Genomic DNA, 23,220 nt, shown 5'->3' on the forward strand with positions numbered 1-23,220 from the left:
GAGGAGGGGGTTGTTGGTTAGCGGGAACCCGGTCCAGCTGCTCACGGGAGTTTGCCCTGGCCCGGTACCAACAGCCTCACCCGTAGGAAGCCCACCAACTTCACTTCCGCGGTGTAAGATCGAAACCACGTAGAGCGGTACAGACCTCTAGATTCGCAATTCCCCAGCAGATACTCGCCAGAACTGCACTCTCGGTGAGCCCAGGGAGTCTGCTAGCGGCCTGGCTCAACGACCCCCCATCGATGCCAACACGATTGTGCTCAGAAGCAGGTACTCCAAGAAACGGGTACACGTACCCGATTGCCTGCGCGACTGGGATACGAGTGCCTTGGACGCGGGGTTTCCCACCGATAACGAGATCGTCGATAGACTGGTCCGTTTCCCCACCCTCGCGTAGGTGCTCTATCCAACTCTCGGAACCGATCGTACGGCGAACATCACGCTGACTACCGATCCAGTTGTCGGAAGCCGTGATTGGAGGCTCGACGAGCACCGACACCAGATCCGAGAACGATGTGATCGAATGCTTGTTGGGTTCCACCTGATCTCGCGAGTAGACGACAACCGGAGCCCTACCTCGATCCGTCGTCAGATCGTCCCCGAGTATCAGATCTTCACAGCCTGTCCCCTGGACGGGTTGTGAGAGGGTAATAACGCGCCATCCATCGAGCGGGCTTGAAGAGCTCTGAGTTCGTCTCCAGCCGTGGCCAACAACGATTGCGTCCCGCCAAGCAACCAGACACTCCTGTTTGTCTGCTGCTTCAGGTGGGAAGAACTCTGAGAACACCGCCCCCTCTGACTGAGTGTGAGTGATTACTGCTGAAGCCGGAGTGTCTTTGAGAGGGTCTATGGCCTCAATATCACCATCCGTGGGTAGGTCAACGACGGCACGAGGATCTTCGCGCACGACGACTCCACCTTCTTCGACCTCGAATCCAGATTGGAACTGGCCCATACCACACCGTAGAACATCCACTCATATAACACCTCAAACTGGGATGGGAAAGCCATCAAGTAATATATTCTAGTTTGTGTAGCGGAATATAGAAGATGGGTGTTGATGCCTCATATGACTCGCAGGCATATTCAATGGGGGATACCCCCTGAAGCACGCCAACAAAGAAACCCACACCAGAGAGATTCTCACAAGCACACTCTCCCCCGGCAAAATGGTTATCAGCATCAGATCCATTTTTGATCGTGTGAACCACGATCAGGCTCCGACAGGCTTGAGTCCGCAAGCAGTCTCGCCACAGACAGTCGCAACTGATGGAGGCCACCACCAACAAAGCCCGGCAGCAGGTGACCTGTCACCTGCGATTGAGACAGTGATCACGAGGATGCGGCCAAGCGATCGGGACGCCGTTCAACAACTCTGGGACGACCGATTCGGGTTCGATCCAGAGACATCCCCCACGTGGCTCTCTGCTGCCGTCGATCCCAACAACACTGCCGGCATCTTTGTCGGACGGAGTCCATCTACAGGAGTGGAGGGCTTCATCTGTCTTGACCTGACGGACGGTACGTGGACCGAAGACTACTGTAGCAATCACCTGTCGCTTACGGAGGCCGATACGTACCTCACCGTCCATATGCTGGCTGTTGCGGAACAGTCCGAACGACAGGGGATTGGCCGTCGCCTCCTGGCTCACGCCATCAACGTAGCGGAATCGGCCGGAGCAACCGGCATTGCTGCGACCCTCTGGCACCACCCCGGCCGCGATGCACGATCGCTGTGTAAGCAGGCCGGGTTCGATACCGTAGCAACCGTGTCAGAATTCTACGACGATCGTCCAGAGTGCCCCGAATGTACCAACGAGTGTTCCTGTACTGCCTCAGTCGTGTACAAACCGGTTGATCACTCGAAGAGAGTGAAAGACGGAAGTCTCAGGTGATGGGACCCCATCCGGAGAGCGTCACTGCGTAGCAGATGCGTCTCCGTCACTCGCTACGAACCGGTCTACGACACCAGCCGTGTTCACCACGATGGCGATCATTCCGACCTTCGCAGTGACGTCAAGGTATGTGATGATCACAGCTGTCGTGACGATGTCCGTCAATCCGAGCGCAGCCGGACTCACCGCCCAGACGATCGGATACACGAACCACAACACACCGATCAGGTTCCGCAGTTTCGCGAACAGCGCGTACTGGTCGCGCGTGCGGCTCTTGGCAGACTCCGTCAGTGGGCCGAACAGGTAGTACACCAACCCGAGATACGCGGCCGTCGACAGCACGAACCCGACCCACACGAAGATGCCCGTCACCAGCAGCGCTCCAAACCCGATCAGGATCATCAGCAGATCCGCGAGGATTGCGCCGACAACCTCTCGCTGAGACGCCCCGCCAGCGTACGCAATGAACCCGATGATCAACGGTGTCGACAGCGCCCAGTCGAGGTACCGGATCGACTCGACGTAGGTACCGTTCTGGGTGAAGTCACCGACCCCGAGTGTCATCACGAAGTAGGCGACAGCCGCGACACCGACGAGCCCCGCCAACATCCCGTACCCACGGGCGTCGAACGGCGCGTCATCGCCACGCCCGAATCGCCACCCAACGAGGGTTGTCGCCAGCCCGAGCGTCATCAGTACTGTTCCCAGCCCGTACACCAGCGGTCGCGTTAGCGTGAGTCCAAGGATACTCATGTCTGATCACCTCTGTCAGTCGTCGTCTGTGGCCGCCACCTGGTTGTCTGCGAGTGTATGGGCGTCCCCCGCCCCACGGTCGTCGCCACGCACGGAGAACTGAGCGAGCGAGTCTTGCAGTGTCTGTGCCTCATCTCGGAGCTGCCGAGCGCGTTCGGTGACCGACGACACAGCTTCAGACTGTTGGACCGTCGCGGACGTAACACTCTCTGCTTCTTCCGCAGTTGCTTCTCCGAGTGTTCGGACTTCGTCGACAGTCGCGGACGCCGTCTGTGTTGACTGAGCCTGATCCTCTGTCGCACTACTGATCTCCGTTACACTCTGGTCCGTCTCTTCGATCCGAGTGGCGATCGTCTCGAGTTCCGAGAGCGTGTCCTCAACGGTCGCAGACGCCGCCGTCACCTCGTCTTGGGCGTCGAGGACCTCTGTGACTGCAGCGTCCGTCTGAGCTTGCACAGCATCGATCTGCGCCTCGATTTCGTCAGCAGACTGCTTCGTCTCCTCGGCGAGGTCTTTCACCTCGTCTGCGACGACAGCAAAGCCCTGACCGGCATCCCCGGCACCGCCGTCGCCACCAGCACGGGCTGCCTCGATGGAGGCATTCAGCGCCAACAGGTTCGTCTCATCTGCGATGTCCCCGATCAGGTCCGCCACTTCTCCAATCTCCTCCATATCCTCGTCAAGTTGCTCAATCGTCTCAGCTGTCTCGGAGATCACCTCAACGACGCGGTCGATCTGCTCGATCGCCTCGCCGGCTGACTCCGCGCCGGCCGCGGCCGCCGAGGCTGCCTCTGACGACGTCGCCGACACGTCGTTACTGGAGGCGGCGATCTCTTCGGCCGTCGCAGACAGGCTCTCGATTTCTGCCCCGAGGTCTTGGAGCTGGGTGGTTTGCTCGTCGACGTCATCGGAGATCTCCGCAATCGCGGTCGAGACACTTTCAGCGGCCTCAGACGCCTCCGCAGCCTCCGTCGTGACGACCTCTGCACTCTCCGAGACGTTCGCTGCGAACTCGTCAAGCGCTTGGATGGACTCTTCGAATTCGGTGAGGACCTCATTTACCTCTGTCGCGACATCTTGCATCACCTTCCGACGGCCCTCCGTCTCGAGTCGACGAGTCAGGTTGCCTTCACTGACATCATCAAGAACGATTGCGTACTCGGCAGCTGTCTGTCGGAGGTCTGTCGTCAGTTCCTCGGCCTCCTGTTGTGCCTCTTCAGCCTCTGCACGAGCCGTCTCCACCTCGCTGATTCGATCTTGGAGGCTCGTCCGCATCGTATCCAGCGACGCGTACAGGTCACCAAACTCGTCTGTCCGACGGCTGGAGAGATCCACGTCCAGGTTACCACCAGCCATCTCTTCAGCCTGTGCGCGCAACTGGCGGAGTCGGATGACCGTCGAGGAACCCACAGTGCCACCGACAATCGCGAGGCCAGTCAGGCCGAGCAGGATACCACCGAGGATCGTCGCCTGGACGTTCTGGGCGATGCCAAGTGCAGCCGCTCGCGGCTCGTGCACCATCACAGTGTACTCAGCGTCGGGAACCGTCGCGAACGCCATGAACATCTCCTCTTGCTCCCCGTGGTGGGACATCGTCATCGTCATCACACCACCCGATTGCTCACCGCTCGCGACGGCCGGGATCGTACCGCCCATTTTCCCGTGGGTCGAGCCAACCCGGTCGGTCATTGACGCACCAACGATCTCTCGCGACGAATCCACGAGAACGATGTTCCCATCGGTCGAACTCCCGGTGAGGTCGCCAATGAACTTCGAAGGACGTACATACGTCACAACTGCGGCGTCTGCGCCATCCACTGGTGCAACGAGAGCCAGAACGTCACGGTCCACAAACGGAACACCCACGAGCTCCGAGTGACCAACCTCGCCAGTCGGCGTGGCTCCTGCAGTCTGTTGAATCGCAGGTCCAGCGTCTCCGACCGTCTGACCGGCACCAACAGCAGCAACGGATTCGGGTGTGTCACTCAATCGGACGTACTGAACAGCGACAACTCCATCGCCAAGCCCGCCTGCCTCCAACTCGCGTAGTCGTTGCCGAACTTCACTTGCACTTCCGGAGGATGCAGCCGTTGAGGCAGCCACGCTCCGCGTTTGTGCCTCTACCTTGCTAAACCACGTGCCAACTGCCTCGCCAGTCTGTGTCGCGTCCGTCCGGAGCGTGTCGGTGGCAGACTCCCGGACAGCATCCGTCGTCTCAGCTGTCGAGATGACTGCATACCCGCTCACAACACCGATCACGAGCACGAACGCGAGCCCGAGTTTCAGAGCATAGCTTTGCCTGAGTGTCTTGATCGCGGTGCGAACAACCATACTCAGACAGTATCAATCTCCTCACGAGTATAGTAGTAATGGTATGAAACCGCCGTGTGAACGCCTCACACCCATAAAATCACCGAGTGCGTGCAACCCGGTTACTTTGCTGTGTCCCAGGTTGCACCGAATCCACACAAGGGGGACAGCCCTCACTTCAAATCGTTGCCCAACAGCACAGAAAATTTGTACACGCAGCGGGTACCTGCCGCGTACCCAGGAGAAGATATGTCACCCGACGATTCACCACCAGAAAACGCAGAGATTCGTCTCGAAATAAAGGACACCAGAAAGGGCCATCTCCTCGCATACGCCGACATCGACGCAGACAAGGGAATGCGATCCATGACCGACCGCGAACGGGAAGCCCACGCTGATCTCGGGAACCTGATCGGCAAATTTGATGAAGAGGCAGTGTCGCCTGGAGTTGTCGGGTACGTGATCGAGAATACTGAAGACGGCCTCGTGATCGAGTGGACATCCGAAGAAGCCGAAAAGGCAGCGCACACTCAAGGCAGTAACAGCACTACAGACTAACACTAACTACAACAAGAATGATAGAACTCAATCTAGAAGACGTGGATTCTTTTCATATAGAACTGATCCTGACTACAGTATTTTTCTGTTTAGCATTGTTCGCTATTGGAGCGTTCGTGGGTGGGGACATAACCATCTTTTTTAAGTGGTTAGCACTGTTCACACCTCCGCTGCTCCTGATCTTGGCCATGTTCTACATCACCCCAAGCAACAACTTCGGGGGAGGTGGCTGGAACCAGTGACAACAAACACCACCGATGACTCGGAGGGTGCCCAGATCGCTGTCATGTTCGTACTGCCCTTCATGGCATATGCTTCTTTACTCCTGTCCAGACTTTTAAAGGGCGTATTTTCTATCTTTGCGTCCATCTCTCAGAGTGAGTTTAGGCTTTTTCTAACCAGTGCTGCTGGGCTTGTGGTTGGCGCCATGATTGGCGGTCTATTACTCAGAGTACCTGGCCGCAGACCGCTTGGCGGGCTGGCGCTTACCCTCAGGCTCCTCGCGAACGCGCACCGATATCCGGCAACCAAGTTTGGGCAAGCCACTCGAACAACAACTAACGACTTTGACCGCCTCCCCCCAGAGGACTGGTGTATTAACTGCAACGCATCAGGTGATTACGTTTCAGGAGTTGAGCACCGCTACAGCAAAGAGCTTGTAGTAGCAGGCTTCCCTCTACTGACTCTCGAGGAAGGACGAATCGTCGAGTGTGACAAGTGCGCCGCCGCAGACGACGTAGAGTACAGTCTCCGAGCCAATACCAACGAGATCCCCTACAACACAGGCGGTACAACCGTCAAACCAGACCGAGTCGTCGAGGAAGAGACCTAGTCTCTATACTCAGACCGCTCATCCTCTGCCACCTGGGAAGCAATTTCCAGCTCACGAATCTGTTTGATACTCTCTCTGTACTGAGTATGAATCCGCCGCGTCATCCAGATATCCCACGTCCCGAGGGCTATGAAGACTCCACCGAGGAAGAGGCCTCTACTAGGTGGCAAAAGAAACGACCCAGACCCCCAACTGAAGTAGTACAGAGCCGGGAAGAAGAGCCCACATCCGGTGAGGAACAATACTCCCCCCTGTGAGTATCGTCGAAGTGTTGTCACGCGGTTGGTAGTGCTTTCTTGCTCACATCGCGAGTGAAGTCCGGGAGTAAACCGGTGATAGAGGCCCAGGCCAACCCAAATGGCACCAACCAGGGCACTGAACTCTGGCCCGATTATCAAGTTCGTAGAGGAGAACAGATACTGAACAATAGAGATAGAAACAACAGAAATTCCACCAATGATGAGGATTCGAGCGATCGCATTATCCAGTCGACTTATCGTCGGATTGGCCATCCCTGTGTGAGTGAAGATGTTCAAACAATAAGAACCTGCCGGGAGGGCGCTCTGCTGCCGCCAGGCCGACATGGCGATCGCAAGGACCCCACCGACCCCCGAGCGCCACGGCGATCGCTACAGGTACTCGAGTGCCGACACCAAACTGGTCACTATAGAGGAGAGTAACTAGCGACCCGAGAATGCAGACCCGGCCCCACAAGCTCAGAGTGCCCCCAGTCCACCAATCACCGTGTTCCCCTCCTAAGGTGGTATCCGCTCCACTCTCAAGAGATGGATACGGCGACGACCGCTCCCCCGCGTACACGAAGACCTCAATCTCCTCGTCCTCGAAGGCAGGGTTCGTCGAAATGCTGTCGTTCAGCTTCGCTAATTCTTCAAGCCGCTGGTACGCTTCCTGCTCTGAATCAACCGTCCCACACGTAGAAGCCACCTGATGAGGCGTCATCCCCATCGGGGCTTCCGACATCAACGTGTTCACCACTTCGAGGTCGGGAACCTGTGCTGTCTCGCGATAAGTCACATCACGTGACATCACTGATCCCCACGGCCGGAATGCACAAAGATGGTATCTACTGTTCAGGCTGTTTTACTATACAACGCTATCAATGTGAACACTGCACGTCGGCCCGAGAATTTCGCTCCACCGAATCAGATATTCACTGCAGCGAAGTCAGAGTTCGCTGCAGCGAACACCGCCCCAGCCGGAAACGCCAACAATCCCATCTTCTGAGAACTGCCATCTCTGAGGGTTTAGACCGGTTTATTCGCTCCTCTACACCGAAACAGACCATAACCATCTACCATCAAGATTGCAGTATACATATTTACTAACATTCAACCACTCTTTTTGCCTTGGCTGACAATCCGACTATATGGCAACTGGCCAGCCATCTGTTGACATCAGAAAAGTACTCCCGAATGCGACCGACCCATCGTTTTATCACTCCATATCCTCGTGGACAACAAGTCAGGGACCAGACAACTGGCATGACGGATCAGCCCAGACTGGTATGGACGCCTCAATGAAACTGTCCACTGCGAATGGCATTCTCTCAATACCAGAACTAAAGACCCCACAGTCAGATGCGGTCCTGGGCATAACCGATAGTACAACCTCCGCCTCTGGGATCGCACAGCTTTGGCTGAGTTTCAACCCTAATCGAGAGTGGGCACGGGATGAGGGAGAAACAGTATCTCTCCGCGTTTCGTTTACGGAGAAAGGGGCTGCGACTGTTGCAGAAGGCCTTGCTGCGCTCGCTTCAGAACCCCGGCCAGCCGATAGTAGTACAAAGTCGGTAGCCTCTCTGGTTGAATCGCTTCTGGAAAATGCAGACACAGAGTCTTCCGACAGCGTTGAAGAGGCACCCCCGTCGGAGCTGTACAGTCTCGAGGTCGGTCTTGATATTCCAGGCGTCACGTCCAACCCTGATTCATTTATTACCGACGGAGAAATGACCCTCAATATCGAGCACCCCGAGAGCAAAGACAGCGTAGCGGCGATCTCCCTGGATCATGATGTCAGCGGAAATGGAGAGTGGGGGAACGCTCAGTCTACAGTCGATGCAGAGGCGGTGCTTCCCCAAGAAGTGGCCGCAGGAGTTGCCCTTCGTCTTGCAGCTGAAACCGCTGCCGCCAGCCTTGACGACTGGACAACCTGGGAACTCCTGGGGATCGAAGAGAAAGAAGACGAGTCAGGGGTGGTTAGTGCTCTCTCGGAGAAGATCACATCCAACTGAGACAGATCCCGCCCCAAGGACTATTTCTCTCCCTTACTGACTTGGAGATGAGGCAGTCCCGATGGAGCGCCAGCAGTGGCTGTCATCACGAGAAACCCATGAGCAACCAGCCAGACTGGTATAAGCCAGCAGGATTCACTCACGACGGTACCAGAGTCGAGGTCATGGCCACGCACGGGTGTGATCACGGCGACGTGACAACCGTCTTCTCGATTAACGACGACAGCACCGTGTTTCACGCCGATAAGCACTGTCCACGGCTCCACCAGAGCGAGCCATCAGCTCCGAGTTGGGCAGACACGCCGATTCGGCACCTCCGCGCGCACACGCTCGAAGAGGTAATGACATCACCGACCGACCCTGTCAAGCCGTGCAGTCACAGCACCCAGTCGATCACAGCCCTCGCAGAGTCGATCATGCAGCAGCGGGATCTACACGAGGTGCAACTCCGGTACTTCGAGCCAGGAGAGCGCCGACAGAGCATCACGGTCGAACGAACCCCCAACGGCGTAGAAGCCGATGTCCACAGTGACATCACACGAGACTGAACCCTCACTGCAATGACCGCAGACCGAACTGATCCATGACGAACCGAAACCTCACAACAACCCGCAAGCAGGTCTTCGGCGACGTCGAACCGGGAACAGAGTGCCGGATCTGCGGTCGCGACGTCGACGACGGACGGCGGAAGACGTGTTCAGATTTCTGCGACAACCTGTTGACCGCGGTGATGGGGATGCTCAACTGGTCGTCGATCAGACGACGGATGATCGACCGCGACGACGCAACCTGCCAAGGGTGCGGCTGGGACCGGCGGAGAGAGCAGACAGCGCGTGACCACATCCGCACTCTGATTGACGAAGCAGCCGGCCCACGACCCGAATCTCCTGATCTTGACGGCGATCACGAGAACTTCGACTGGAATACACACAGCAAGAAGATGCAGGCCTGGCGAGACCGTCGAGAAAACGCCATCACCCGGTACGGTGATCCGGATGAACAGAGTCGCACACTCCACGTTGATCACATCACTCCGATCGCCGACGGCGGTCACCCGTACGATCCCGGAAACCTACAGACTCTCTGCTCCGAGTGCCACAGCGAGAAAACAGCTCGCGAAAACGAGAATCGGGATCAGACACCGAGTCGAGGGGAACTCAGCCGAAAACTCACAGAGTTCGTCTCAGAGTAGACCCGCTCAATGAGTTTATACGCCCAGGGGGACGGCTGAGGTGGTATACAGCGGTGGTACGCAACCAGTGAGTTCACATACTGCATCTAGAGAAAGGTCAGCCGGCCCGTCACACAGACACATCACAGACACCAGAACCAGACAATGTCTAGCTCAAACGACAGCGATACCGAGACAGCCAGTGAAGAAGAACCCCCAAGGATGAACTACCCCCCCTCCCCCGAGGTCAAAACCGTTGAGACAGAGAGCTCTGGGTTCGACACTCCCCGTAGCATCGAAGTAGAAATCGAGTACTATCCGAGTAAAGGGTATGCTGACAAAGTGACTGAAACTGTCTCCTTCCGCGTAGAGGGAGCAACAGCAGTCCTCTCTGACGTTAGGGGCAGCAGACGGCTTAGTGAACAACTGGTAGCCATCGTCACTGCCTGTGAGGGTGTCAAGGAGCATCCGATCATCAAAAACGTCGAAGGACTCAGTGAAGCCATCGGAGAAGCAGAAGACTTTATTAAAAAGTGTGAAAAAAGGAGTGAGTAGAGCTTACCATGACAGACAGTCAGTCAGTCCCTGACCTCTACGCAGACAGAGGGGAAGAGAAGTTCGAGCCAGTTCTGACCGATGGTGAAGTGGAAGATAAAGAGTTACTCACCAGCGCCCTCTCCGAGACAACCCTAGTTGTCCTCGACATTACCGATCCAGTTGACGAGATGCCACCACAGACGGCTATCAAAGACGGAGTAGCAGCAAGCGGAGGGACAGCAGTGAAGCTTCGGCTAGAAACCGACAAGGGAACAACTGAACGGACACTCCGCCCCTTTGAGGCGAAGAAGCTCGGTAAAGCGCTACTGGGGGTTGGACAACACGCCGAAGAAGCACAGGAGGAGATAGACAAGCGTAAAGAGGGTGAACCAGCATGAGCGTAACCGAGTCACCTGACTCCGAATCCTACCGAATCAACTGTCCAGACTGCGGGTGGACCAGTCAATGGTACTCCAAGTTTTCCGGAGAGCAAGCTGCGAAGGTAGACGCAGCACTGCACTACGTCGACAAGCACGACGGACTGATCCCAGACTCAGCACCATTCGGAAAGAATCAGTGTCCGGGCTGTGGTGACATCCTGGGTCTCGATGACACCGCCAGTTGCTCAGAGTGTGGACACGTCCCAGAGGAGCACCGAGCATGACTCACTCAGCCGACAGCGATCAGACAGACAGCCTCCCACTTGCCCACGGTGTAACCATGAGCCAGCGCATCTGGCCCGAGGGCAGCGGCGTCGTTCACAACGAGGCTGATCCCTGCTCGTCAGCGCCGACCGACGTCCGCACAGACCTCCACACTGTCCCGGGTGACGGGAAGCGACTCTGTTCAGACTGTGAGTGGCCAGACGGCGCGAAGGCTGCACTAAAGAAGCGCTGACAGCACCGAGACAGGCCTAAGCAGTTTCATTCCGCATCCTGCAAGGGTTCCACCGCGTGAGGCACGCCGTAGGTCAGCTCTCGTGACAGGCTCGTCTCGCGGGGCATATATCAACCAGACTTTTACTGTGTGGTCCAATATCGGTAGTTGACCCGGCGACGTGCCAGCGTCAACGGGTTATCATGGGTGTAAGCGAGACGGCCTGTCGACGCTACTACGTCGCCAGGGTCTCATGGAGTGAGATAGACAGTCCGGTGGCGTTGCACCGCTGCCGGACATCCGCTCAATCAGTCACAGAAACCTCCACCAAGAGCCCACACTCCGGGAGATAGCCCAGGTTTTCCACCTCAATTACCGCCTGTCATCCGCTAAGGTTCTCAACGCGCTCTGCCTCGATCTTCTCGAACAGCTCCGTCGGCTCCGCGAGGTCGCCGGCCGGTGGCTCTAGGGCGGCGTCGGTCTCGACGTCGTGGACGGATCCCGCCTCGCCGAGTTGGCTCCACAGCGTCTCGCTCTTGTCCGGACACACCGGCTCGAACAGCACCGCGATCGCCTTCGCGAGCTGGACGCAGTCGCCGATCACCTGCCGGGCGCGGGTCTCGTCGTCGTCGACGAGGTTCCACGGCTCCTCGCGCTGGATGTACTCGTTGCCGAACCGCGCGAGGTCGGTCGTCGCCTCCCCGACGGCGCGGATACTGTAGTCGTTCACCCCGCCCTCGAACGCCTCGATCGCGTCCGCGATCGCCTCGCGGACCTCGTCGGACGGCTCGACCTCCGGAGCCGTCTCGAAATTCCGGTGGGCGAACAACAGCGAGCGGTAGAGGAAGTTGCCGACCGTGCCTACCAACTCCGTGTTCACGCGCTCGCGGAACTTCTCCCACGAGAAGTCCACGTCGCGCTGGAACGCCCCGTTCGTCGCGAGGTAGTAGCGTAACAGGTCCGGGTGGAACCCCTCTTCGAGGTACTCGCTGGCCCACACTGCGTGGTCACGCGACGTCGAGAAGGCTTTCCCATCCAGAGTGAGGAATCCGCTAGCAAGGATTGCTCGCGGCTCTGTGTACCCGACAGCACGTAGAAGAGCCGGCCAGAACACCGTGTGGTGTTGGATGATGTCGCGACCGATCACGTGAATAACCTCGCCACCCCGGTTGGGAACACTGATGTTGTCGGTGGGATCGCCAGCACGGTTCTCACCGCTGACAACAGATCCGTCGCTTGGAGCGCCCCATGCCTCAGCCCAGTCAAACGTGTCAGCTCCAACGCGCTCCGTGTACTGGCGCGTCGACGAGACGTACTCGATCGGTGCGTCGACCCAGACGTACAGAACCAGATCGTCCGCCTCGCCGTCGTCCGCAGGATAGTCAACACCCCAGTCCAGATTCCGTGTGATACACCAGTCGCGAAGTTCCCCTTCGACCCACTCACGAGGCTGGTTCTGGGCGTTGTCTGTCCCTTCCAGACGATCGAGGAACGCCGACAGGTACTCTTGGAATTCCGTCACCCGGAAAAACCGATGTACCTCATCGCGATACTCTGCCTGTGTCCCAGTAACAGTCGAAACAGGGTTTTGGACTTCTCCGGGTTCAAGATGCCGGCCGCACCCCTCATCACACTCATCACCACGTGCGTCCTCACCACAGTACGGACAGCTCCCCTCAACGAACCGATCTGGGATGGACTGATCCGCCTGAGGGTCGTACGCGACAGGCACCTCACGTCGATAGATCAACCCTTGCTCCTCGAGCTCACGGACGAACGCTCGTGTGGTGGTATGGTTGATCGCATCATCTGTCGATCCGTAGTTGTCGAACCGGACACCAAACTCCTGGAATGTGGATCGGAAGTCCTGGTGATGGCGAGTAGCAAATGTCTCAGGAGCCTCCCCCTGAGAGTACGCCTCAGAGACAACCGCAGCACCGTGCATGTCAGACCCACATATGAACGCAGTTTGTTGCCCAACTGAACGCAAAGAACGACTCAACACATCTCCACCGACGTAGGTCCGAAGGTGACCGATATGAAGGGGGCCGTTCGCATACGGGAGCCCACACGTCACGACAGCCGGATGATCAACTGGGTACTGATCTAACGCCATACATCAGAGATTCCTCCCTGAGTAAATAAGCAAAAGGGGGCTGTGGGAAGCCCTAACACCCCGCCCAGTTATGCCTGAGTGTGTAATGTTGGAGGCACACTTCAGTACGCAGCTAGTTTAAAGAATATTTGGTTATCAACTGGGCTTGAGTATGCCTGTATCATTCACGTACCGACAACCGACGGCTCGTGTCCGCGAGATTAGCCGACCACCGGAGAGGCGCAGGAGTCGCCCAAGCCTCGTCTCCGGCTGCAGGAGACTCGTCGAATCTCGCTACTCGGTGTCGGGCTCGCCGCCATCCACCGGCTACTCAAGCCCGTGGTCCCGCAGTACAGGTCGTCCCTGGTCTCACTCGCGTCGGCTACATCCTCCTCCCTCGTAACAGTTCAACGTGGAGTCGTTTCTTCTCCTCGCGGATTCGTCCCACTTCGCGAGAGGGTCCCCCGAAGACCCGTGTGGTTCGAACCCGTCAAGACCGGTCGGGCCAGTGTCGGTAACGGGCACACCCTCGTTAGTCGCCGGAGGAGGAGAACACGCCGTCACCGGGCAGCGAGAGGTCGATCCTCTCGCAGGGGAGGCTGAAGTCGGCCGCTGAGTGGCTGGCGATGTGTTCGGCTTTCCATTTGTGTCCCCCGAGGTCTTCCTCGCAGACAGGACAGGTCATGAGCACGAGCCCCCGATTCCCACCACCCGACATTATCGCGGCCGAATCATATGTCTCTCTCCCCGGTACTCCGGCGATGACAGTTCCCAGTGCCGTCGTCGCGGGCGAGTGCGTCGTGGCGCCGCCGAATCGGTCGTGGTCGCGAGTGACGGTGGCCACCTCCGCTACGTACGGCTGGCTACCGACCCGACCGAGACGGGCGTACTGCCGGATGTCACCCCGAGCAGTAGAGGCGTCACGTCGGCTACTCCAGTGCCTTTGGATGAACGGCAGAGGGATGCCGTCCTCGATCTCGAAGCCGTCGGCGAGCACCTGGCGTGCCTCCGGTGGGGGTGCGCCACCCGGGGACCGCTCACGCACGGGCGATCCCCCCGAGAGTGTCCGCCGTCACGGGCGGTTCGACGATACAGCTGTCGCTCGTGCCACCGGTTATCTTAAACCGGGGCGCGTACTCTCTCTTCATGCGGTGAGGTAGACGGCCCGTCGACGTCCCAGCGTCGCCGGGCTCACCCAGAGACATCATACGCACGTGTGATGTCCTGCTCAACCCTGCGCGACAGCCTGAGCGACGAGATTGCAGAGTCGCTAATCCGTCAAATGTCCTCGGTGATATAGACCCGAAACGACTAATGCGACGAGACTATAATCAAGACCGACAGAGGTGACTAGTAATGGACTGGGAAATGTTGAAAGCCTGGAATAGGTTTATTGTCAGGATGGTAGTATATTCGCTTAGCCTCCTGTTTAGCTACCGAGTCTGGCAACAAGGGCCGCCTGATATCACCCTTCAGAGTACTCTTCAGGTGGCGTGGGATGCGATGACAGCCGCTATTGGTGCTCTGTTGGGGCTTCTCAGTATCGTCCTCGTTGCCACTCTACTCACAGCCGTTGTTAGGGGTCTTGCTGACAAGCATGAGTATCCCTTCAAAAAGGTTGGTGTCGGACGACGAACCTGGACCGAGGACGATCGCGTAGATGACAACGCACGCTGTGTCCACTGTGGACTAGACGACGACAGCAACGACGGCAAGGTTCACTGCTACGCCGAGGATCTCGTTCTCTTCAGTTTCGTCCTCTCAACGAGGTCATACGGCCAGACCTACGAATGTACCCAGTGCGGCGAAGCCTCACCGGAAGAGTACGTCGCGCGACGCGACAAGCACGAGAGTGCCACCATCCGCGAGGGATCGCTCGGCGAACTCGAGGGAAGCAACGGAAAAGCGGAGACTGTGAACGGTCCCGCCGACGATAGGTGTGAAGAGAAGTTCTCCGCCGATGCTGTAGGAGGTACTCCAACTCAGCGTAAGTAGTCAGATGTGGTCCAATATCGGTACTTGAGCCGGCGGCGTGCCAGCGTCAACGGGTTATCATAGGTGGACGTGAGACGGCCTGTCGGCAGATCGTCGCAACAAGACGTCATCGACCTCTGATTGACTCTCACGCCAAAGAACCCGACCACTCACCACCTCACAACTCCGACGAAGCCTCCGTTCATCATGCCTCACCTACACTTCCAGTCGCGGTATCACAACGATCGGCACCTGGGCCCCGTGTGCAATGAGCACCAGACGACCAGCGAGAACCCACTCTCACTCCGAGCCCAAGTGAGACGTCTAGTAGTTCCGTCTCTGTCTCGCTCTGACTTGGCATCACCCTCAATGCCGGCAGTGGTCAGTTCTCGATGGGGCAAGAGCGCCTGACACTCCAACCTAGAGTAGTCAGATGTAGATAATCAGCCGGTACAGCCGAATTCCTGCCGTTTGAAGAACTCACGAAGAGGAGAGTGGGGTGCAGGATTTGATATAGCAGAATAGAGTTTAGCAGTTGCCAGAAACACCCACTGACCATCTGAATCGGGGGAAATCGGCACCTCAGAGACACGCAGTAACACTATGGGTTTTTTTGAAAAGACACAGTGCTCACCGCCGGGTCGCCGCCCTTGGGGACAGCAGATTCTCGACGTAGAGAACACGCCGTTGGTAGCCTTTCTACTAGCACCGGCCTTTATATGTCTTTCTCTACTAGTAGAGGGTGGGCCCACAATGATCGCCTACAAGTGCGCGAACGGTCACGTTCGCTCAGAATCAGACGAAACAGACGCCGCTGACGCCAAGCCAGAGCTCTGCCGCGAGTGCAACGCCCGACTCGTCAGCAAAATCGTTCCACTATTTGAGTGTGCGGAATGTGGAAACATCTGGGGGTACTCAGGCGACGCAGAATCCCCAACCTGCTCAGATTGCCGGAGTAAGCGGACAGCCCCGGTCAGATCGGAAGACGAGCGGGAGACCGTCGACAGCATCCGTGCCTCTGACTACCGACCAAGCGTCCACACTATTGATGATACGGTGCGTCATCAGCTCGGAGACGACCTCGCCACAACCGACCCTGGCCCTTGGAAGCAGACAACCGGACCAGATGAACTCGTGTGGATCATCGAACAACGGGGGCACCACCGCGACGGAGGCGCTCCTGGCTACCTGATTCGTACGATCACCCCGTTGACCGGCGGCGTAGGGGAGTTTATTATCTCAGCGGCTAGGCTTGAGGAGATGATCGAGAACGATGACCTCAAACCGGCAGATATCGATACCAAAGCCCCGCAGTAGCGGACAGCACCGAACCTACAACACCACCAGAAGTAGAGAGGATATCACGGAGCTGGTTTCAGGCTCCGACGAAACGTCAAGGTCTACAGACCTGCTCCGTTCTGACGCGCAGCCAGCTCGTCGAGCGCGGCCGCAATCTCCTCTCGTGGTGCCCCCACGATCGACCCAACCCGCTCGGTTCTACGTCACTCGGGTCAGCAGGGTGAGCCTCAACGAACCGTTCAACCTCCCGGAGTACCTCGGGGTCTGGGTTAGGCACATGCTCAGGTCAGTACGCCAGCGGGAAAACGGCCTCGGCGGCTAGGGTGCAACCCATATCTTTGACTTTCAATCACCCACATCATAGCTAATGATTTAGACGGAATCGCCTTTGACTCGCACACCCTCGCTGTCGGGTACTACGACACTCAAAATACGCAGGTCAAATCGAGAGTTTAGAGACGCTGTATATTCCACCGCTCTAAGAGCGTCTCGTCGTTGGGACCATCGACAACGTAGGATGGACCCCATCCACCGACACCGTTACAGCAACTGGGAGGACGTAATCGGTTTTCCCCCTGAGTCCCAGTGATCGGATCCCAGTCCGTGTCTGGTCTCCAGAGATCCTGACGCCATCTTTCCATGCCTCAAACTATTTATACCAGCAGGGTCTGGGTGGACTATGGATACACCTGCACGACAACCGGCCGACTCACCTGCACCGATCGCAACCGACGGTGGTGTTACCGTCACCGACTCGGGACAGCTTGGTCAGACCGAGATCAGAGCACTGGCTAATGAGTACCGTGACGCTGTCCTCACCAGTATGGGCGTCGTCGGTACATCCGATAAGCCGATCACCAGCCGAATCGGGAAGGAAATCCGCACCTACTCAACTGGAACTCCAAGTCCACACGACGGAGTGGACGACACAGGATGCGCCCCAGTGCTGTACGATACGAATCACGTCGACGTGGCTGACCGCATAGAGGGCCATCCGAGCGCAGAGTACACGACCTACAGAAGAGGGCTCAGAGTGACATCGCGAGGGTCAAGGCCAGCAGACGCAATCGCTTGGGACACTGTTCCGACGCCAAGAGAAACCCGGATCGCGATGTACCTGACACAGCTCAGTGAAGCCTGCCTTGCGACAAATCAGAACCCCATCGACTCCGAGTATGCCGCGACAGCAATCATAGATACGGTGTGGCCCCGTTACGCTCGTGATGGGGACATCTGGGTTGACACACGCGATGCCCCTAGCGTACACAAGGTCTGCCTGGCCGAATGTGTATCAGCTGTTACCGACCTGAACTCAAAGGGTGGTGTCTCGCCAGTCCGCATCGACAGGGACGTCGACGACGACAACGTGTACTGGCGGGTCGCCTCTGACGACTTCGTTGAGGAACTCGTGTCAACAGAAGGCTCTACCACCGCCGACCGACGGGTGTACTACGGCCCAATTGAACCCGAAAAGATCGACGCCGAAACGAGCGTTGCCGGCGAGATCACAGCAGAGGGCCCCGGGGGACATCACGTCGATACTCAAGTACTGACGATCCCCGAGGCACCGCGTCCTGAAGCCCTCCTCGACCTTCCAAGACCACCAGTTCGTTCCCCCAACACGTAGAGAACCAGTGTTGAGTAGACAACTGATCAAGAACGTAGACTCTTGATCACCCTGCCACCAGTTATAGACACAGGCTATAAGTGGATATAGGTATAATCGATACCTAGGTCAATAAGATGGCGAAGAACACCAGTGAGTCAGACGAAACCGACAAGTATCGAGCCGATGACTGTACCGAACCTGCTGACCAGTTCGAAAAGGGAACCCCAGGCGACCTCAACGGTACTGAGGACGCTGTGAGGATCTACCGCGCCGCACCAGGGGAGTTCGTGTGTGCGTGGCGTGAAGATGATCAGCACGTCGTTCGACTCATGGGCACCGAGCCGGGACAAGACTGGACACGGGCCTACCCCGCCCAGCGAACCCACGTCTTCCCAGGTGAGAAAATGTGGACCATCCCGGACAACTGGGAGCACCAGCTTACGATCCGGGGCGCTGACAGCAGAGCGTGGGACCTCTACCACATCCCCAAGTCGGGCGTTGATGTGAAGATCCTGAAGACCGACAACGTCCATCCGGCCGACGCGTGGGTTCAGGTCAAGACGGTCGGCGAGTTGAAGGTTGAGTGGGTCGGTTCCTGGCACTGGGAGAACACAAAAGCAGCCGTTGAGACCGCTCGCGAGATACACGGAGCCCACAGCCCGGTCGTCGACAGCATAGAGCAACTCAAGAAACTGAGCTATCGCGTTGAGCAAGAGTACGACGCCGCTGTAACTCCCCATGCAAAGGAGGGGCTCTTTGACTGCCTCGGACCAGGGAGAATGATGGATGGATGGACGTTCGACAACTGGAGGGTAGGGTGGACAGAGTCACTCGAGGAAGTTCTGCTAGAGGTCCTAGATGGCACGAGAGAGACCCGCAAAGCCGTTCAAGAGATCCTCATCAAAGAGGATGTGGTGTCAGTCTATCCAGAGGTCCGTCCGTCCATCATCAGTGAAGGACTCCCGGACGACTATCGGATTCGATCGCTGATTCAAGCTGGATGTAGCCCGAGCGAAGCTGTTGACTATCTCATAGCCAGATCGGACAGTCCCCACGACGTCACGCAAGCAGAGTGGGCTGATGAACGGCGGGTTTCCCAACCGACAGTGAGTGACAACATCCGGGCCGCGGAAGCTACGCTTGAAAAATGAACCGAGATACACGCAACCGGGACCTACACATGACGCTTTCAGATAAGAACGATGGAGGCGATGGAGAATCGACTAGACGCCGAGGGACCGGGTCTTGGTCTAACCTAGTTGTGGCTTACGACACATCAGAATATACATCGGACCCACTACCAGACATCACGCTTGTTGGGTTATCAGGGAAGGAGGACACCAACATCACAAAGATGTTCAAGAATGACCCGAAGGCGTCACCCCTCGGTGCTGTTGGAGAGGGTTTCCTTAACAGGCTAGAGGAACAAACACCTGAGGATAGAACCCCCTCAGCAGTGGCCCTAGGGCCTGCTTATCCGGAGGCATACAGTACGCTCCCACGAGATTACCGGAAGCAGTTGAAGTCCAAGCTCGCACCGATGCGGTGGACGCGGGCAGCTGAGCTCCGATCAGCACTTGGTCAATCGGAGGCGTGGACCGAGAGTGAACTGTACACGGTAAATGGGTCCACCGTAGGCAGTAAGAGAGGAACTGCCTCAGAAGTAGACTACAGTGGAGACCTCAGCCACAAGAGGCTGATGAAGATCGTCCAACGACACCCAGAAGGGGTGACGGCAAGAATAGCGAGTAGGTACTTCGACTTCAGCAGACGCGTAGTGGGTCGGGCACTGAACAGACTCACAGAAGTAGGGGCAGTCGCGAAACGGGAGATGGCCCGATCGTCGACTATCTGGTATGACCCAGCTCTCAAGTATGCTAACCAGCAGTATGAGGGACACGACCCCCTCCTCTCACCCGAGAGTGAGGTTTTCCTGACGCAAGGGGGAGACCTAGCTAAAGGGCTGAAAAAGCTCGACAGAGACATCAGACAGTGGGTAACAGCGGCAACACCAAGCGACGCACCTAGCAGGTACCATCTTGAACTCCTAGCCGAATTCCTCGGGCGCACTGACCTCTTCGATACCCCGTTCGAGCAGATGGTAACCGAGATCCAGAATCAACTGGATAATCTCGAAGGGGAGGCAGAGGAAAAGCACAAGGGTGTGATGCTTGATCGTGTACCTCGATTCTGGGAAGGTACGCCTGCCTGTGAGTACGGCGAAACGGCAGTTAACTCCCTTACCGATCTCCCAGCGGTCAGTGACCTCCCGTATGAATTACCGACTACTCCAGATCGCGTCGGAGACACTCCTGAGGAAATCGATAAATCCGAGATCAGGCACAACGTCATCGACGCTGATGCGATTCTGACAGCTATCCATCGTCTCCCGTCTGCGACAACAGCAAACGAACTCTCCCGATTGTTGGACCGATCAAAAGGGGGTGTCAAAAACGCCCTTGATGATCTAGTAGAAGCGGGGCTCATCCAGGCCCGAGAGGGGAGTAAGAGTAGATTCGTCTACCCAACCCCAATGTCTGACATTCCGCACACTCTGGATCTCCCAACAGTTACGAACAGTAGAAATCTATTCCCAGGGGATCTCAGTATCTTGTTCACCGATGCTGAGGTAGAGCTGTCCAAGTACACAGTCGAGACGACACCATCAAGTCGGCTGTCAGGAGCAGATGTGGACAAGCTTCTGTCGATGAACCCGTATGCTGATGGACTTTGGGACGCCGACCCAGAGTGCCTCGGGTACGAGTATGAACCGGCACAAGAAGAACAAGAGAACTTCGGAGAGGGGCTACCAGTCGGCAGCCTGATCTACTTAGTGAACGCCGTTTCTTCACAGGCAACTAAAGAACACTGTAGCAGTAGAACCTTCGAAAGGGGTCAGGCTGGTGTAATTGACAACCACCTCAAGTCAGTAAGAGAAAAAGTACAGCCAGATCGAGAAGCATTCTTAAATGGGTTCAAGGAAAGGTATGAAAACAATGAACACAGGCCCCAGAGACGCACTATCTCACGTGATACTGCGTCAGGCTATATAAGCTCAATAGAAAATGGGAGCAGAAAACACAACCCTGAGGCCTACCAGTCTTACCTCAGACAAATCCTATTCGAGATGGCCGTTAAGGACAGCCCCCTAGCCTAACGAAGACAGAAAGGAAAAGGTCAGTGTTGACCATCCCAGGTACCTGAACCGGTTACATCACCACGAGAAGAACTCACGAGGGGAGTCTGCCTGTTGCCCTACCGATCAGCCAACCGCTCTTGAGCAACGGCCCCGAACTCCTCGATATCCACTGTGGCTAGCTCGTCATCCTCGAGGAGCAGCCGAAGCCGAGGCCGTCCGACGTCAATCGGAACCTTGTCGGTCCCGATGAATCCGAGATCCTCAAGATTCGTCTTCGACCGCGAGAAGGTTGCTTTCGACGAGATACCAACATCCTCACCGGCTTTTGAGATGTCGTACAGAAGTCCCTCGTTACGTGCAGTGAGCAACAGCAACAGCTCGACCTCGGTGACAGTGTCGTCACCGACGACATCCATGTGGCCCAGCACGGTTTCAAAGTCTGAACGGACCTCCTCACCGACTTGCTCTTCGATACCAGCAAGAGCCCGACTCAGTGCTGGAGTTCGAAGAGAAAACTCGTCACGCACGCCGAAGGAATCACTGCACGTATCAGCAAATGTTTGGACAATCTCAGAGTCGGAGGCAGGAAGTGCAGCGAACGGTCCACCTGTCTCATCTACGACCCCGAAAAGGGCATCATCACTAACCACTCCTGCAGTCCGGACTGTGGGGTCAGCAACGTACAGTGAGACTATCCCGGCCTCCACGTGCTCAGCCAGGTACGACGAGGGAAGGAAGTTGCTCCGAACTTCCTTCAGACTCTCATCAGTGGCCACAACATGCAGTGTCTCAGGGAGTTCCCCAGCGTCGAGTGTGGATAAGGACTCCAGAAGTTCAGGGGACGGATTAGTGAGGTAGGTCTCCCCACTGACCTGATCGAACATGGTTCTCAACAGATCGTCTCTACTTTCGGCTGTTACTTCTTCTGGCATACACGAACATCTACAGTGGTTACGGTACTTACAACTGTCGTGTGCCCCAACCTCATTGACAGATATCTCTGATATCAAATGTTCTAGATCGGTAAATCATATTATCTGTTTATCGGACTAAAAGGCATGGACTAGAGTACCGCCAACCCGAGTACGCTAGCAGATAGCAACAGGAAGCCCGATCACTCTGAATAGCCCACAGTAGGTTACCGGAATCGGTCGATCGCTGATGACACAGCGTCGAAACTTCTGCCTGTGACACGGCTTCCGTTCACAAAGATCGCTGGAGTGCCGTCGACGCCAGCTTGCTGGCCAGCCTCTTTATCGCGTCTAACCACTGGACGATACACGTCTCCTTTTGCGGCCTGGATCGCCTCGCACGGCTCGGTGTCGGCTTGTTCGGCTCCAGCTCCTACCGTGTCCAGCGAAAAGCTCTCCTGGTTCTGATACACCTTGTCAGCGTACAGGAAGAACGCCTTCCCTCCGCCCGTTGTCGCCACTGAACGGCCAGCACTGGCTGCCTTCCACGCCCAGTCTCGGACAGGGATCGGGAAGTCATGGTGTTCATACCGGATGGTCCCCAGAGGAAGGTACTCGTCGATGATCCGGGGCAACACCTCGAGTGAAAACGTCGCACAGTGGGGACACGAAAAGTCCTCCCACACCTGGATCACGACGTTCGCGTCTGTCTGCGAGGGCCCGAGTGCCGGTGTCGGAGCCGACGATACACTCGACTCAGGAGCGCTCTCGCAGTCGTAGGAACTCCCTCCTTGGCCGAGACATCCGGCGCTCGCACTCAATCCTCCAACAACTGTCCCAGTAGTCGCGAGTACCTGCCGTCGCGATAGTCTGTTCGGTTGACTGGTCGCGCGCTCCATACCGTCGTTTCCTCTCAAACACACTTAACAGTCATCTCCTGGCTGCGCCGAGCTAACCAACGCACCCCCCCACGAAACAGAGAGTGTTGGTTAGCTCACTCAATCGCGTCA

General features: G+C 57.0%; 21 protein-coding genes and 1 pseudogene. 15 read left to right on the forward strand and 7 right to left on the reverse strand.

The genetic code is table 11. The features are described 5' to 3' along the window. Positions 1–100 precede the first annotated feature (100 nt). Entirely contained in the window at positions 101–955 is an 855-nt protein-coding gene (locus RYH80_RS18495) for a DUF433 domain-containing protein (RefSeq protein ID WP_370905574.1), read from the reverse strand. Between the two features lie 247 nt (positions 956–1,202). Between RYH80_RS18495 and RYH80_RS18500 the strand changes: the two genes are divergently transcribed. After that, positions 1,203–1,895 (forward strand): GNAT family N-acetyltransferase, encoded by a 693-nt coding sequence (locus RYH80_RS18500; protein ID WP_370905575.1) that lies wholly within the window; start codon positions 1,203–1,205, stop codon positions 1,893–1,895. A 21-nt stretch (positions 1,896–1,916) separates the two neighbouring features. Here the strand turns inward: RYH80_RS18500 and RYH80_RS18505 are convergent, their stop codons facing one another. Further along, positions 1,917–2,648, reverse strand: a complete 732-nt coding sequence (locus tag RYH80_RS18505; RefSeq protein ID WP_370905576.1) for a bacteriorhodopsin — start codon at positions 2,646–2,648, stop codon at positions 1,917–1,919. Between the two features lie 15 nt (positions 2,649–2,663). Next, positions 2,664–4,979, reverse strand: a complete 2,316-nt coding sequence (locus tag RYH80_RS18510; protein ID WP_370905577.1) for a methyl-accepting chemotaxis protein — start codon at positions 4,977–4,979, stop codon at positions 2,664–2,666. A 228-nt stretch (positions 4,980–5,207) separates the two neighbouring features. On the opposite strand from RYH80_RS18510, the gene RYH80_RS18515 reads away from it, so the two are divergent. From RYH80_RS18515 to RYH80_RS18555, 9 genes are all read left to right on the forward strand, one after another. After that, positions 5,208–5,516 carry a hypothetical protein gene (locus RYH80_RS18515; protein ID WP_370905578.1) on the forward strand — a complete coding sequence of 103 codons (309 nt, stop codon included), beginning with the start codon at positions 5,208–5,210 and terminating at the stop codon, positions 5,514–5,516. Positions 5,517–5,533: 17 nt separating this feature from the next. After that, a complete protein-coding gene (locus RYH80_RS18520; protein WP_370905579.1) occupies positions 5,534–5,758 on the forward strand; it encodes a hypothetical protein in 225 nt (74 codons plus the stop codon). Continuing rightward, entirely contained in the window at positions 5,755–6,348 is a 594-nt protein-coding gene (locus tag RYH80_RS18525; protein ID WP_370905580.1) for a DUF8108 domain-containing protein, read from the forward strand. Before RYH80_RS18520 ends, RYH80_RS18525 begins: the two co-directional genes overlap by 4 nt. 1,387 nt (positions 6,349–7,735) lie before the next feature. Next, the gene (locus RYH80_RS18530; RefSeq protein ID WP_370905581.1) at positions 7,736–8,599 is read left to right on the forward strand and encodes a hypothetical protein; all 864 of its coding nucleotides are present in this window, start codon (positions 7,736–7,738) and stop codon (positions 8,597–8,599) included. Positions 8,600–8,697: 98 nt separating this feature from the next. Continuing rightward, positions 8,698–9,147: a hypothetical protein gene (locus RYH80_RS18535; RefSeq protein WP_370905582.1), complete on the forward strand. Its 450-nt coding sequence runs from the start codon at positions 8,698–8,700 to the stop codon at positions 9,145–9,147. A gap of 35 nt (positions 9,148–9,182) precedes the next feature. Next, positions 9,183–9,791 (forward strand): HNH endonuclease signature motif containing protein, encoded by a 609-nt coding sequence (locus RYH80_RS18540; RefSeq protein ID WP_370905583.1) that lies wholly within the window; start codon positions 9,183–9,185, stop codon positions 9,789–9,791. A 144-nt stretch (positions 9,792–9,935) separates the two neighbouring features. Next, on the forward strand, positions 9,936–10,325 hold the full coding sequence (locus RYH80_RS18545; protein WP_370905584.1) for a hypothetical protein: 390 nt from the start codon (positions 9,936–9,938) through the stop codon (positions 10,323–10,325). A gap of 8 nt (positions 10,326–10,333) precedes the next feature. Next, positions 10,334–10,705 (forward strand): hypothetical protein, encoded by a 372-nt coding sequence (locus RYH80_RS18550; RefSeq protein WP_370905585.1) that lies wholly within the window; start codon positions 10,334–10,336, stop codon positions 10,703–10,705. Between the two features lie 322 nt (positions 10,706–11,027). Further along, positions 11,028–11,204: a hypothetical protein gene (locus RYH80_RS18555; protein WP_370905586.1), complete on the forward strand. Its 177-nt coding sequence runs from the start codon at positions 11,028–11,030 to the stop codon at positions 11,202–11,204. Positions 11,205–11,571: 367 nt separating this feature from the next. On the opposite strand, the pseudogene metG reads toward RYH80_RS18555, so the two are convergent. Both metG and RYH80_RS18565 read right to left on the reverse strand, forming a co-directional pair. Then, positions 11,572–13,299, reverse strand: a pseudogene (gene metG, locus RYH80_RS18560) (methionine--tRNA ligase); the annotation flags it as partial. Positions 13,300–13,810: 511 nt separating this feature from the next. Next, the gene (locus RYH80_RS18565; RefSeq protein ID WP_370905587.1) at positions 13,811–14,275 is read right to left on the reverse strand and encodes a hypothetical protein; all 465 of its coding nucleotides are present in this window, start codon (positions 14,273–14,275) and stop codon (positions 13,811–13,813) included. Positions 14,276–14,634: 359 nt separating this feature from the next. Between RYH80_RS18565 and RYH80_RS18570 the strand changes: the two genes are divergently transcribed. The 5 genes from RYH80_RS18570 (at position 14,635) to RYH80_RS18590 (ending at position 21,317) form a co-directional block, all read left to right on the forward strand. After that, the gene (locus RYH80_RS18570; RefSeq protein WP_370905588.1) at positions 14,635–15,273 is read left to right on the forward strand and encodes a DUF8108 domain-containing protein; all 639 of its coding nucleotides are present in this window, start codon (positions 14,635–14,637) and stop codon (positions 15,271–15,273) included. Between the two features lie 732 nt (positions 15,274–16,005). Further along, positions 16,006–16,569, forward strand: coding sequence for a hypothetical protein (locus tag RYH80_RS18575; protein ID WP_370905589.1), 564 nt, complete (start codon positions 16,006–16,008; stop codon positions 16,567–16,569). A gap of 661 nt (positions 16,570–17,230) precedes the next feature. Continuing rightward, positions 17,231–18,178: a hypothetical protein gene (locus RYH80_RS18580; RefSeq protein WP_370905590.1), complete on the forward strand. Its 948-nt coding sequence runs from the start codon at positions 17,231–17,233 to the stop codon at positions 18,176–18,178. 116 nt (positions 18,179–18,294) lie between these two features. Continuing rightward, a complete protein-coding gene (locus tag RYH80_RS18585; RefSeq protein WP_370905591.1) occupies positions 18,295–19,311 on the forward strand; it encodes a hypothetical protein in 1,017 nt (338 codons plus the stop codon). A gap of 29 nt (positions 19,312–19,340) precedes the next feature. Beyond that, positions 19,341–21,317 carry a winged helix-turn-helix domain-containing protein gene (locus RYH80_RS18590; protein ID WP_370905592.1) on the forward strand — a complete coding sequence of 659 codons (1,977 nt, stop codon included), beginning with the start codon at positions 19,341–19,343 and terminating at the stop codon, positions 21,315–21,317. A gap of 98 nt (positions 21,318–21,415) precedes the next feature. Here RYH80_RS18590 and RYH80_RS18595 read toward each other — a convergent pair whose 3' ends face one another. Together RYH80_RS18595 and RYH80_RS18600 are read right to left on the reverse strand one after the other, a co-directional pair. After that, on the reverse strand, positions 21,416–22,231 hold the full coding sequence (locus RYH80_RS18595; RefSeq protein WP_370905593.1) for a transcriptional regulator TbsP domain-containing protein: 816 nt from the start codon (positions 22,229–22,231) through the stop codon (positions 21,416–21,418). A 206-nt stretch (positions 22,232–22,437) separates the two neighbouring features. Further along, positions 22,438–23,109: a DsbA family protein gene (locus RYH80_RS18600; RefSeq protein WP_370905594.1), complete on the reverse strand. Its 672-nt coding sequence runs from the start codon at positions 23,107–23,109 to the stop codon at positions 22,438–22,440. Between the last annotated feature and the right edge of the window lie 111 nt (positions 23,110–23,220).

This window comes from Halobaculum sp. MBLA0147 (genome assembly GCF_041361345.1).
Lineage (GTDB): Archaea > Halobacteriota > Halobacteria > Halobacteriales > Haloferacaceae > JAHENP01.